Genomic DNA, 12,617 nt, shown 5'->3' on the forward strand with positions numbered 1-12,617 from the left:
ATATAGAAAAAGGAAAAGTTGCAGAACAAGCTTTTAATTGGATTATGAATAATGACACACCCGATGCAACTGCTGAAATTGCAAAAACGTATGCTCGTTACTATCCGTATTTAAAAGAGCAAAATCCACAAGCTGGACAAGCGATAAAGATGATGGCAGAAAAAGCACTTCAAATTAAAACGAACACTGCTAAAACAATGAAATCGGCATCTATTCTAAAACAAGTAGAACAATTACAAGAAGCAATAAATAAAATGAAATAATTCTTTAAAATTATTATATTTGTTAAGCTATCCTCGCAAAAGGATAGCTTTTTTTACCTTAAAGCTTATGATAAACATTGTAGTAGCAAAAGCAAGTAACAACGTTATTGGCGCAAAAAATAATTTGATTTGGCATTTACCTAATGACTTGAAACATTTCAAAAATTTAACAACTGGACACCCTATCATTATGGGAAGAAAAACGTTTGAATCACTTGGACGTCCTTTACCTAATCGCACCAATATTGTCGTCACAAGAGATTTAAATTGGAATGCAGATGGAATTGTAAAAGTGAACTCTTTAACAAATGCCTTAGAAGAAGCTCGAAAGTTAAATGATGAGATTGATATACTTGGCGGTGGAAACATCTACAAACAAGCGATGGAATTTACAGATGTTTTATATGTAACAGAGGTTCATTAGGAATTTGATGCTGACACTTATTTTCCAGAAATTGATTTGGATGAATGGGAAGAAGTAAAACGAGAAGATTTTAAGAAAGACGAAAAACACCCTTATGCTTATTCGTTTGTGACGTATAATAGAATTGAAAAATAATAAACTCTTATCCATAAAAAAAAGCAAGAATTAACATTCTTGCTTTTTTATTTTATTTCTTAAGTTACAACTTAGTGTTTAACTTCTTCTAATTCGTTTGGATTGTGTTTGTACTTGAACACAATTGCAAATAAAATTGTTACAACTAAAGCATATCCAGCAAAAATAAACCAAGAATGCCTCCATCCTTCTAATTGCAAATTCAGATCTGTTTGGCTGTATACATAATGATTGACAATATACTGTGCAATCAACATACCTATTGTTGCCCCAAATCCATTTGTCATCATCATAAAAACTCCTTGTGCCGAGGAACGAATCTCTTCATCTGTTTCCTTGTCAACATATAATGAACCTGAAACATTAAAGAAATCGAAAGCGATTCCATAAACAATCATAGATAGAATAAACATCCAAACACCTGGTCCTGGATCACCTAATCCAAATAATCCAAAACGTAACACCCAGCCTACCATTGCCATTAACATAACGATTTTAATTCCGAAACGTTTTAATACGAATGGAATTAACAGAATACACAACGTTTCAGAAACCTGAGACAAGGAAATTAATGCATTAGCATTACTTGCTCCCCATGTATTAGCATACTCTGGAATATCCTTAAAAGTTGTAATAAACGGATTTGCATATCCATTGGTAATTTGCAATGAAACCCCTAACAACATTGAAAAAATAAAGAAAATTGCCATCTTTCTATCTTTGAATAATGCAAAGGCCTTCAAGCCAAATGCATCTGAAAGTGATTGTTTTTCTGAACTTTTGTTTATAGGACAGTTTGGCAATAAAAAGCTAAATAGAAACAATACAACTCCTAAAACTCCTGAAACAAAGAATTGAAAATAATTGGATTGAAAACTAACGAATGTAGGATCATTTGAAAAATTAAACCCAAAAACACCGTCTTTAAATCCAGAAAAATTAACAAATAACATCGCTACAATAAACCCAATTGTACCAAACGTTCTGATTGGTGGAAAAGCTTTGATTGTGTCTAAATTATTTTGTTTTAAAATTGTATAAGCTGTAGAGTTAGAAAGGGCGATTGTTGGCATAAAAAACGCCACACTAACTGAATAAAGTGTAAATATCGTCGTAAAATCTACATTGTTTCCAGCTGTCATTCCATAATAACCTGCTGCAAACATAAAAATAGCAGCTAATAAATGATTTAATCCCAACAAACGTTGTACAGGAATCCACCTATCCGCTACAATACCCATAATGGCGGGCATAAAAATTGATACAATACCTTGCATCGCGTAAAAAAGACCAATTTTTGGACCTAAGCCAACTGATCCTAAGTAATTTCCCATCGAAGTAAGGTATGCTCCCCATACCGCAAACTCAAGGAAACTCATGATTGTAAGTCTAAGCTTTACAGACATAATTATTTGAAATAGTTATTAGTTTTCCATGTTATCTATCTGATCACGAAGGCGAGCTGCCAATTCGTAATCTTCATTTTTCACAGCTTTTTCCATCTCAGCTTCAAGCTCAGATTTTGTCCAACCTTCATATTCGTTGATATCAGACAAATCACTTTCCAAACCTGCTAAGATATCTAAATCATCTTCGAAGTTATTTGCTGCGCGACGTATATTTTCTTCTTCTTCAATAACGTCCAAATGAATTCCAGCTTTTTCTACAACATTTTCGTAGGCATAAATAGGTGCATTGAAGCGAACTGCTAATGCAATTGCATCAGAAGTTCTCGAATCTATTTCAGCACGACCTCCCTCTTCATTCAAAAAAACAATATTCGAATAAAAAACGCCATCTTCTAATTTATAAATATAAATTGAATCAACATTCAAACGAAATTCTTTTCCTAACGAGACAAACAAATCGTGTGTTAATGGACGAGGTGGATTAATATCTTTCTCTAAAGCTAATGCGATCGACTGTGCCTCGAAGCTCCCAATAATAATCGGCAACTTTCTTCCTCCTACACTTTCCTCTAAAATCAAAGCATACGCTCCGGTTTGAGTTTGACTGTAAGAAATTCCCTTAATATTTAATCTAATTAAATTGTCCATTTGGGCGTAAATCTATGAAAAACTGACGAATATTTAATATTTTTTTAATAGATAAAAAAAATCCGAATCACCTAAATGATTCGGATTGAATTTATAATCTTTAAAATGATTAAGCTTGACCTTTGTATTTTTTTAACTCTTCTGTTAATTTAGGTACAATCTCAAAAGCGTCACCTACTATTCCGTAATCGGCAGCTTTAAAGAAAGGTGCTTCTGGATCATTGTTAATGACAACAATCGTTTTAGACCCGTTTACTCCAGCTAAGTGCTGAATTGCACCTGAAATACCAACTGCGATGTATAGATTTGGTGCAATTGCTTTACCTGTTTGTCCTACGTGTTCTTCGTGAGGTCTCCAGCCGATATCTGCAACTGGTTTAGAAGAAGCTGTAGCCGCTCCTAAAACTTTTGCTAAATCTTCGATCATTCCCCAATTTTCTGGACCTTTCATTCCACGGCCAGAAGAAACCACGATATCCGCTTCTTTCAAATCAATTTTATCATAAGAATACATGTCTGTTGAAACAACTTTTACTTTTACATCTGCATCAGAAACTGCAACTGTAGCTGACTCTTCTGAACCAGAAACTACATTTTCTTTAGCTCCAAAAGCATTTTGCAAAACTGTTACAACTACTTTTCCTGAAACTGCAACTGTTTCGATTCCTTTACCAGAAAATGCTTTGCGTGCAACTGTAAAAGGAGAAACTGCAGTAGGTGCTTTTTCTACGTTAGTTACTAAGGACGCTCCTGTTTTGAATGCTAAAACTGGTGCTACCGTTGCTCCTTCATTTGTTGATGGTAATACCACAACATCTCCTTGAGCAACTTCAGCCAAAGCTTTTGCATAAGAATTTGCATCAAATTTTGCTAAAGCTGCATTATCAACTTTAACTACTTTAGATGCTCCATATTGATATAATTCGTCAGCAGCAGCATTTCCGAAAACGATTGCTGTTACAGTATCTCCTGCAACGTCTGCAGTAGCTTTAGCATAAGAAACTGCTTCTAATCCTGCTTTTTTATATTTTCCGTCGTGTGACTCAGCGTATACAAAAATTGCCATTTTTTAATTTCTTTTTAGGTGAATAATTAGATTACTTTAGCTTCTTCGTGTAATAATCTTACCAATTCTGCTACGTTGTCTTTGTCAATTAATGTTACATTACCTCTTTCAGCAGGTTTTACATAACCAACAACCTCAACTTTTGTTTCTGTCGCTTCTGCAGCAACAACATTGATTTGTTTTGTACGAGCTTGCATAATTCCACGCATGTTAGGAATACGTAAAGCTGATTCTTCTACCAAACCTTTTTGCCCTGCGATTACAGCTGGTAAAGCAACTTCTACAGTTTCTTTTCCGCCGTCAATTTCACGAACTGCTTTTGCAGAAGAACCTTCTACATCAAGACCGATACATCCGTTTACAAAACCGTAATCTAACATTGCTGCAACTAATCCTGGTACAGAACCTCCGTTGTAATCAATTGATTCTTTTCCTGTCAATACCAAATCGAAACCACCGTCTTTAGCAGCTTTTGCAATTTGTGTAGCAACGAAGAAATCATCGCGTGCATCAGCATCAATTCGAATTCCATCATTCGCACCAATAGCTAAGGCTTTACGCATAACTGGATCTACTGTTGCATCACCTACCGTTAAAATTGTAACAGTAGCACCTTGTTTTTCTTGTAATTCTACTGCTTTATTTAAACTAAATTCATCATGCGGGTTAATAACGAACTGAACCCCATTTTTATCAAATGATTTTCCGTCAGCTGTGAAGTTGATTTTTGCTGTAGTATCTGGTACACTACTAATACAAACTAATATCTTCATAATTTTGTGTTTACTTTTTCTTTTATGTAAAAATAACTAATTTATTTTATTATGCAAGCATAACATTGTTAATTCTTTACTAAGTCGTTACTTTTTCCTTTCAATTGAGTTTTATAAACTGATTGTGAAATTATTATACTCAATTCGTACAATAACCAAAGTGGTATTGTAACTAAAACCATACTATATACATCATTTGGTGTAATTACTGCTGCAATCACTAATACAACGATAAAAGCATGTTTACGATACTCTTTTAAGAATGTTGGAGTTAAAATTCCAATACTCGTTAAGAAGTACACAAAAATTGGCATTAAAAACATGACTCCCATCGATAATAATAATTGAACAAATAAATCAATATAACTTGGCAAAGTCCACGTGTTTCCTACACCAAAAGGGTCATATGTAAATAAAAATTGTGTACATAAAGGCAATAATAAATAATAACTAAACAACACACCCAATACAAAGAAAAAAGAAACAGCAAAGATGGTAAATCCAGCATATTTGCGTTCTGATTCTTTTAAGGCTGGTTTTACAAATCGCCATATTTCGAAAATAATATAGGGAATAGCAATAATAATTCCGCAAACTATAATAGCAAAAAATTGAGAGGTAATTTGCCCTGAAGGGTTAAGATTGGTCAAATCTTTTGAGATATCGAATGACTCTGTATAGATTTTTCCAAAACCTGTTAATTCTCCAAATTGATTAAAAATGTCAAACGTCCGAAAATTTGATTTCAGCGGAGCCATAATTACATGCTCAACCAACTCGTCCCAATAAAGTGCAACAGCAATTGACGTGATAATAATCGATAATATTGAACGAACCAAATGTCCTCTTAACTCACCTACATGAGCCAAAAAAGACATATTCGATGTTGAATTATTTGCCATACGCTTATTCGATTCCTTCGTTTAAAATTGAGTGAATATCCAAAATGCCATAATAGTGATTTTCTTCATCCACTACGACCAATTGACCAATACTATTGTGACGAAGAATTGCTAGAGCCTCGCGTGCTTTTTCAGTTTTTTGAATTGTTTTCGGATGCATTGAAGCGATATCTTTCGCTTTTAAATGTGTAAATGTCTCATTATTCAATAACATTCGGCGCAAATCTCCATCTGTAATAACTCCCACAATTTTATCTTCATCCAAAATCACAGTGATTCCATGACGCCCCGAAGTCAATGAATTGATCACTTCTGAAATTGAAGATTCTGGCCCTACAAAAGGTTTTCTTTCTGGATCAACAATATTTTCCACCGTCCACAAAAGTCGTTTTCCTAAGGCTCCTCCAGGATGATATTTTGCAAAATCATTTTGTGTAAATGCTCTCATTTTCATCAAAGCAACAGCCAAGGCATCTCCCATTAGTAATTGTGCTGTAGTAGAAGTTGTCGGCGCCAAATTAACTGGACAAGCCTCTTTTTTGATATTCACATCCAAAACAATGTCAGAATTTTTAGCTAATTCTGACTTCAAGTTTGAAGTCAATCCAATCAAAACAGCAGCATACTGTTTAAGTATCGGAGCTAAATACGTAATCTCTGGTGTATTTCCACTTTTCGAAATACAAATCACCACATCTTCTGGTCGTACAAGACCTAAATCGCCATGAATAGCTTCTGTCGCATGTAAAAATTGACTTGGAGTTCCAGTAGAATTTAGTGTTGCTACAATTTTATTTGCAATATGCGCACTCTTTCCCACTCCTACAACTACCAATTTTCCTTTCGTGTTATATATCGCATTTACCGCATCAACAAAAGACTCGCTAATACGAGAAGCTATCGCTTCTAACTCAAGAATTTCTTCTCTAAAAACTTCCTGAGCAATTTGTATTATTTCTGAATTTTTCACAATAAAATTTCTATTGTCTATTTTTAAAATTTGTCGTACTTTTACTCTCCTTTTTTATTTACACTCAATTATATATAAAACATATCAAAATTTTGTGTATATTTAAGAGTTATCAAATATAGGAACTATTTAATTTATAATATTAATTTTAGTCTTTTGTGTAGATGGAAGCCACTTCGAAAAACTTAACATCTTACCTAAAAAAATATTTTGGTTTCGACCAATTTAAAGGACAGCAGCACGAAATCATTACAAGCTTACTAAATAAAGAAGATGTATTTGTTTTGATGCCAACTGGCGGAGGTAAGTCTTTATGTTATCAACTACCGGCATTAATGTCAGATGGAGTCGCGATTATTGTTTCACCTTTAATCGCCTTAATGAAGAATCAAGTAGACGCAATACGAGGAATTTCTGAAAATGATGGAATTGCGCACGTATTAAACTCATCTTTGAATAAGTCAGAAACAAAAACTGTGATGACGGATATCAAAAATGGAGTAACAAAAATGTTATATGTTGCACCCGAATCTTTGACAAAAGAAGAATACATCGATTTTTTTAAATCGGTTCAAATTTCTTTTTTTGCTATTGATGAAGCGCACTGTATTTCTGAATGGGGACACGATTTTCGACCAGAATATCGTAACCTAAAATCTATTATCAACAGAATTGGTGATGCGCCAATCATTGCGTTGACTGCAACAGCAACACCTAAAGTACAAGAAGATATTCAGAAAACTTTGGGAATGCAAAGTGCAAAAGTATTTAAAGATTCTTTTAATCGTACGAATTTATTTTACGAGATCCGTCCAAAAGTTGATCAGGACAAACAAATTATCAAATTTATCAAACAAAACGATGGTAAATCTGGTGTCATTTATTGTTTAAGTCGTAAAAAGGTTGAAGAAATTACTCAACTTTTACAAGTAAACGGGATCAATGCAATTCCTTACCACGCTGGTTTGGATGCAAAAACACGTAGCAAACACCAAGATATGTTCTTGATGGAAGATGCAAGTGTTGTTGTTGCAACAATTGCATTTGGAATGGGAATCGATAAACCTGACGTACGTTTTGTGATGCATTATGATATGCCAAAATCGTTAGAAAGTTATTACCAAGAAACTGGTCGTGCTGGTCGCGATGGCGGTGAAGGTATATGTATTGCTTTCTACGATTATAAAGATATCGAAAAACTGGAGAAATTCTTAGCGAGCAAACCTGTTGCTGAACGAGAAGTTGGAATGCAGTTACTTTCTGAAGTGGTTGCCTATGCCGAAACTTCGATGTCTCGTCGTAAATTTTTGTTGCATTATTTTGGTGAAAATTTTGACGACAAAAATGGTGAAGGCGCAAATATGGACGACAACATGCGCAATCCGAAGAAAATGACAGAAGCAAAAGAAGATGCAATAATCGCATTAGATGTTGTTCAGAAAACGAATCAAAAGTTAAAACTTAATGATATCGTTAATGTTATTGTTGGAAAAGAAACTTCAATTACAAAATCGTATAATTTAAGTTCTGAAAAATTCTTCGGAATTGGAAAAGAAAAAGAAGATTATTATTGGAAATCTATCTTACGTCAATTAATTGTTCATAATTTATTAGAGAAAGAAATCGAATCTTATGGTGTTTTAAAAATAACCAAAGACGGAAAAGATTTCATCAATAAGCCAACTTCGTTTGAAATTGCTGAGGATATTGATTTCAAAAAATTATTATCAGAAGGTAGCTTCGATAAGGAAGAAACGTCTACTGCTCCAATTGCCTTTGATGATGTTTTATTGAAACAATTAAAAGATTTACGTAAAAAAATCTCTAAAAAACATCAAATTCCTCCTTTTGCAGTATTTCAAGATTCGAGTTTAGATGACATGACGATGCAATATCCAACAACGGTTAAGGAATTAACAAATGTGTATGGAGTTGGAGAAGGAAAAGCTCAAAAATTCGGAAAAGATTTTGTTGATTTTATTGCACAATATGTAAAAGACAATGACATTATTCGTCCAGAAGACATGGTGATTAAACAAGTAGCTGACAAATCAAGCCACAAAGTTTACATTATACAGTCAACTGATAGAAAATTGAATTTGGAAGATGTTGCTGAAGCAAAAAACATGTCGATGAGCGATTTACTCTCTGAAATGGAAAGTATTGTTTATCAAGGAACAAAATTAAATATCAATTATTATATTGACGAAGTATTGGACGAAGACCAACAAGAAGAAATCTATGATTTCTTGATGGATGCAGATTCGGATTCAATGACTTCATTGTTAGATGAGTTTGGTGACGATTATGATGAAGAGGAATTACGTTTAATGCGTATCAAATTTATCAGTGAAGTTGCAAATTAATCCTCATTAAAAATAAACTTTTCAGCCCAATGATTGTTATCTTTGGGCTGAATTATTACAAAACAAATGAACAACAAAGCAATATTAATGATTTTAGACGGTTGGGGAATTGGACCAAACCCTGCTGTTTCTGCAATCGCTCAAGCGAATACACCTTTTATAGATAGCTGTTTCGAAAAATTTCCTCATTCTACTTTAGATACCTTTGGCTTAGCTGTTGGTTTACCAGAAGGTCAAATGGGAAATTCGGAAGTTGGACACATGAATTTAGGTGCTGGACGCGTCGTCTTTCAGAACTTAGTTCGTATCAATATGGCAGTTGAAAATGGTACATTACAAAATGAACCTATCTTAAAAGATGCTTTTCAATATGCTTTAGACCATAACAAAAAAGTACATTTCATCGGATTAGTTTCTGATGGTGGTGTACATTCGCATATCAATCATTTGAAAGGCTTGTTAGATGCAGCCAATCAATCTGGTTTAAATCAAAATGTTTTTGTTCATGCTTTCACAGATGGTCGCGATACTGATCCTAAATCTGGCGAAGGATTTATCACAGAATTGATGAATCACATGACAAAATCAACGGGAGAAATCGCTTCAATTACAGGTCGATATTATGCGATGGATCGTGATAAACGTTGGGAACGTGTAAAATTAGCCTACGATGCAATGGTAAATGCGGTTGGTACACCAACAACAAATCCATTAGAAGCCATTCGTGCATCATATACTAATGAGGTGACTGATGAATTCATCAAACCAATTATTATTACAGATGATACAGGACAACCAAAAGCCAAAATAGCAAATGATGATGTGGTAATCTGTTTTAATTTTAGAACTGATCGTGGTCGTGAAATCACAGAAGTTTTAACACAGCACGATTTTCCTGAATTTGAGATGCATAAATTAAATCTAAAATACATTACACTAACTGAATATGATGCAACATATAATGGAGTGGATGTTATTTTTGATGAAAAAAACATTGTAAACACCTTAGGTGAAGTAATTGCAAACGCTGGACGTAAACAAATTCGCATCGCTGAAACTGAAAAGTACCCACACGTTACATTTTTCTTCAATGGCGGACGAGAAGAACCTTTTGTAGGCGAATCTCGTATATTATGTGCTTCACCAAGAGATGTTGCAACTTACGATTTGAAACCAGAAATGGCGGCTTATGATATTACAAATGCAATTGTACCAGAAATAGAAAAAGAATCAGCAGATTTCATTTGTCTTAACTTCGCTAATACAGATATGGTTGGACATACAGGTGTTATGTCAGCTGCAATAAAAGCGGCTGAAGTGGTAGATACTTGCGCAGAAAAAATCGTGAATACAGCGTTGCAACATGGTTATAATGTAGTTATTTTAGCAGATCATGGGAATTCAGATTTTATGATGAATGAAGATGGATCGCCGAATACACAACACACCACAAACCCAGTACCATTTATTTTAGCTCAAAATAATATAGAATGGAATGTTGAACATGGTAAACTTGGTGATATTGCACCAACAATCTTAACTTTAATGGGAATTGAAATCCCAACAGAAATGACAGGAAATATTATAATTCATAAAAAATAACCCAACTATTTTATACTTATAAATATGATTAATAAAATTATTGCAGTTGACTTTGACGGAACTGTTGTCGATGACAAATATCCAGAAATTGGTAAAGCAAAAATCTTTGCTTTCGAAACATTGAAACAATTACAAAACGATGGCTATAGACTTACCTTATGGACATATCGTAGTGGAAAAGCCTTAGACGAAGCAGTAGAGTTCTGTAAAAAAAATGGAATTGAGTTTTATGCAATTAACAATAGTTTTGACGGAGAAGATTTTGATAAAAATACACAAAGTAGAAAAATAAATGCCGATATCTTTATCGACGACAGAAATTTAGGTGGTTTCCCTGGTTGGAGTGACGTTTATCAAATCATTACAAAAAAGATTGAATTAAATGTACACGCTAATGGGCAAGAAGCGCCTAAGAAGAAAAAGAAAAAAGGATTTTTCGGATTATGATACATTTAAAAAGTAAAGAAGAATTAGAACTAATGTACCTAAGCGCTCAATTGGTTTCAAAAACCTTGGGTATGTTAGCCAAAGAAGTAGTGCCTGGTGTTACAACCAATCATTTAGATAAATTAGGAGGCGAATTTATTCGCGACAATGGCGGATATCCAGCATTTTTAGGAATGTACGACTTCCCTAAAAACCTTTGTATCTCACCTAATCAACAAGTTGTTCACGGAATTCCAAACGATAAACCTTTACACGAAGGTGATATTGTATCTGTAGATTGTGGAGTTTATATGAACGATTTTTACGGAGATCATGCTTATACATTTGCGGTTGGAGAAATTGATGCTGAGACAGAAAAATTACTTCGTGTTACAAAAGAATCTATGTTCAAAGGTATTGAACAAATGAAAAAAGGTAATCGCGTAGGTGATATTGGTTTTGCCATTCAACAACATTGTGAAAAAGAAGGTTACGGTGTCGTGCGTGAATTGGTAGGTCATGGATTAGGTCGCAAAATGCACGAAGAACCTCAGGTTCCTAATTATGGACGTCGCGGATCAGGTAAAAAAATAGAAGAAGGTTTAGTATTAGCAATCGAACCAATGGTAAATATGGGAACTGAAAAAGTTTTCTTTCACCCAGATGGTTGGACAGTTACTACACGCGATGACAAATATTCGGCTCACTTTGAGCACGATGTCTGTGTAGTAGATGGCGAACCAAAATTATTGTCAACTTATCAGTTTATTTACGATGCTTTAGGTATCAAATCTGACGAAGAAAAACCATTTTTATTCAAACCTTAAGAAAACTTTTGTGAAAAAGCTTTTAAAAAAAATCATGAATATTCTACCTCGTCCTTTACTGATTCAAGGTAGTTATATTATTCGTCCAGTTTTGGTTTGGTTCATGAAAGGAAATCGTTTCGTAGACCCAATAGATGGACAAGGTTATTACAGTTTGTTGCCTTATGGTTACGAAAAACAACGCGATAACGTGCTTTCTCCAGGAACTTTTTCGTTAGAAAGACATCGTTTGATGTGGTTATACCTCAAAAATGAAACTTCTTTTTTTACAGAAAAAGCAAAAGTTTTGCACATCGCACCTGAACAATCTTTTATCAAGCGTTTTCGCTCAATGAAAAACCTTGAGTACATTACAAGTGATATCGAGTCGCCTTTAGCCGATGTAAAAGCTGATATTTGCGATTTACCTTTTGGAGATGATACATTCGATATTGTTTTTTGTAATCACGTATTAGAACATATTCCTGATGATCACAAAGCCATGAGTGAATTATTTCGTGTGATGAAACCTGGTGGTTGGGGAATTTTTCAAGTTCCTATTTCATATCAACGCGATGTGACTTATGAAGATCCTACGGTAACATCGAAAGAAGAACGAAAAGAAAAATTTGGACAATATGATCACGTTCGTGTCTATGGTTTAGATTATTACAAACGCTTAGAAGATGTAGGGTTTATCGTCGCGAAAGTTGATTATACCAAACAAATTCCGTCAGAAGATGTTCAAAAATACTGTTTAGAAAAAGGAGAAATTTTACCAGTTGTTCGCAAACCAATGGTATAATTCAAAAAAATAGTCAAAACTA

General features: G+C 34.1%; 11 protein-coding genes and 2 pseudogenes. 7 read left to right on the forward strand and 6 right to left on the reverse strand.

Annotation, left to right across the window (positions count from 1 at the left end):
• Together Q0616_RS11745 and Q0616_RS11750 are read left to right on the forward strand one after the other, a co-directional pair.
• Nucleotides 1-263: pseudogene (locus Q0616_RS11745) on the forward strand (M1 family peptidase); the annotation flags it as partial.
• 67 nt (nucleotides 264-330) lie between these two features.
• Nucleotides 331-822, forward strand: a pseudogene (locus Q0616_RS11750) (dihydrofolate reductase).
• A 71-nt stretch (nucleotides 823-893) separates the two neighbouring features.
• Here the strand turns inward: Q0616_RS11750 and Q0616_RS11755 are convergent.
• The 6 genes from Q0616_RS11755 to Q0616_RS11780 all read right to left on the reverse strand — a co-directional run bounded on the left by Q0616_RS11755 (nucleotide 894) and on the right by Q0616_RS11780 (nucleotide 6,590).
• On the reverse strand, nucleotides 894-2,228 hold the full coding sequence (locus tag Q0616_RS11755) for an MFS transporter (protein WP_188319221.1): 1,335 nt from the start codon (nucleotides 2,226-2,228) through the stop codon (nucleotides 894-896).
• Nucleotides 2,229-2,246: 18 nt separating this feature from the next.
• Nucleotides 2,247-2,879 (reverse strand): bifunctional nuclease family protein, encoded by a 633-nt coding sequence (locus Q0616_RS11760; protein WP_225539727.1) that lies wholly within the window; start codon nucleotides 2,877-2,879, stop codon nucleotides 2,247-2,249.
• Nucleotides 2,880-2,988: 109 nt separating this feature from the next.
• Nucleotides 2,989-3,945 carry an electron transfer flavoprotein subunit alpha/FixB family protein gene (locus Q0616_RS11765; RefSeq protein WP_298777081.1) on the reverse strand — a complete coding sequence of 319 codons (957 nt, stop codon included), beginning with the start codon at nucleotides 3,943-3,945 and terminating at the stop codon, nucleotides 2,989-2,991.
• Nucleotides 3,946-3,971: 26 nt separating this feature from the next.
• Complete coding sequence (locus tag Q0616_RS11770; RefSeq protein WP_171621824.1) at nucleotides 3,972-4,718, reverse strand: electron transfer flavoprotein subunit beta/FixA family protein; 747 nt, start codon at nucleotides 4,716-4,718, stop codon at nucleotides 3,972-3,974.
• A 68-nt stretch (nucleotides 4,719-4,786) separates the two neighbouring features.
• Nucleotides 4,787-5,620 carry a twin-arginine translocase subunit TatC gene (gene tatC / locus Q0616_RS11775; protein WP_171621823.1) on the reverse strand — a complete coding sequence of 278 codons (834 nt, stop codon included), beginning with the start codon at nucleotides 5,618-5,620 and terminating at the stop codon, nucleotides 4,787-4,789.
• 4 nt (nucleotides 5,621-5,624) lie between these two features.
• Nucleotides 5,625-6,590 (reverse strand): KpsF/GutQ family sugar-phosphate isomerase, encoded by a 966-nt coding sequence (locus Q0616_RS11780; RefSeq protein ID WP_260541955.1) that lies wholly within the window; start codon nucleotides 6,588-6,590, stop codon nucleotides 5,625-5,627.
• A 164-nt stretch (nucleotides 6,591-6,754) separates the two neighbouring features.
• Between Q0616_RS11780 and recQ the strand changes: the two genes are divergently transcribed.
• The 5 genes from recQ to Q0616_RS11805 all read left to right on the forward strand — a co-directional run bounded on the left by recQ (nucleotide 6,755) and on the right by Q0616_RS11805 (nucleotide 12,595).
• Nucleotides 6,755-8,956 (forward strand): DNA helicase RecQ, encoded by a 2,202-nt coding sequence (gene recQ, locus Q0616_RS11785; RefSeq protein ID WP_225539726.1) that lies wholly within the window; start codon nucleotides 6,755-6,757, stop codon nucleotides 8,954-8,956.
• Nucleotides 8,957-9,022: 66 nt separating this feature from the next.
• Nucleotides 9,023-10,558: a 2,3-bisphosphoglycerate-independent phosphoglycerate mutase gene (gpmI, locus tag Q0616_RS11790; protein WP_298777082.1), complete on the forward strand. Its 1,536-nt coding sequence runs from the start codon at nucleotides 9,023-9,025 to the stop codon at nucleotides 10,556-10,558.
• 24 nt (nucleotides 10,559-10,582) lie between these two features.
• Complete coding sequence (locus Q0616_RS11795) at nucleotides 10,583-11,005, forward strand: BT0820 family HAD-type phosphatase (protein ID WP_260541952.1); 423 nt, start codon at nucleotides 10,583-10,585, stop codon at nucleotides 11,003-11,005.
• Entirely contained in the window at nucleotides 11,002-11,811 is an 810-nt protein-coding gene (gene map / locus Q0616_RS11800) for a type I methionyl aminopeptidase (protein ID WP_225542198.1), read from the forward strand. The genes Q0616_RS11795 and map overlap by 4 nt, the downstream gene beginning before the upstream one ends.
• Before the next feature lie 34 nt (nucleotides 11,812-11,845).
• Nucleotides 11,846-12,595, forward strand: a complete 750-nt coding sequence (locus Q0616_RS11805) for a class I SAM-dependent methyltransferase (RefSeq protein WP_298777088.1) — start codon at nucleotides 11,846-11,848, stop codon at nucleotides 12,593-12,595.
• Nucleotides 12,596-12,617 lie beyond the last annotated feature (22 nt).

It is taken from the genome of uncultured Empedobacter sp. (genome assembly GCF_937930195.1).
GTDB lineage: Bacteria > Bacteroidota > Bacteroidia > Flavobacteriales > Weeksellaceae > Empedobacter > Empedobacter stercoris.

Bases quoted from the DNA above. Each gene is read 5' to 3' on its own strand.
- Q0616_RS11755 (WP_188319221.1), bottom strand. From the start codon at position 2,228: ATGTCTGTAAAGCTTAGACTTACAATCATGAGTTTCCTTGAGTTTGCG.
- Q0616_RS11760 (WP_225539727.1), bottom strand. From the start codon at position 2,879: ATGGACAATTTAATTAGATTAAATATTAAGGGAATTTCTTACAGTCAA.
- Q0616_RS11765 (WP_298777081.1), bottom strand. From the start codon at position 3,945: ATGGCAATTTTTGTATACGCTGAGTCACACGACGGAAAATATAAAAAA.
- Q0616_RS11770 (WP_171621824.1), bottom strand. From the start codon at position 4,718: ATGAAGATATTAGTTTGTATTAGTAGTGTACCAGATACTACAGCAAAA.
- tatC (WP_171621823.1), bottom strand. From the start codon at position 5,620: ATGGCAAATAATTCAACATCGAATATGTCTTTTTTGGCTCATGTAGGT.
- recQ (WP_225539726.1), top strand. From the start codon at position 6,755: ATGGAAGCCACTTCGAAAAACTTAACATCTTACCTAAAAAAATATTTT.
- gpmI (WP_298777082.1), top strand. From the start codon at position 9,023: ATGAACAACAAAGCAATATTAATGATTTTAGACGGTTGGGGAATTGGA.
- Q0616_RS11795 (WP_260541952.1), top strand. From the start codon at position 10,583: ATGATTAATAAAATTATTGCAGTTGACTTTGACGGAACTGTTGTCGAT.
- map (WP_225542198.1), top strand. From the start codon at position 11,002: ATGATACATTTAAAAAGTAAAGAAGAATTAGAACTAATGTACCTAAGC.
- Q0616_RS11805 (WP_298777088.1), top strand. From the start codon at position 11,846: ATGAATATTCTACCTCGTCCTTTACTGATTCAAGGTAGTTATATTATT.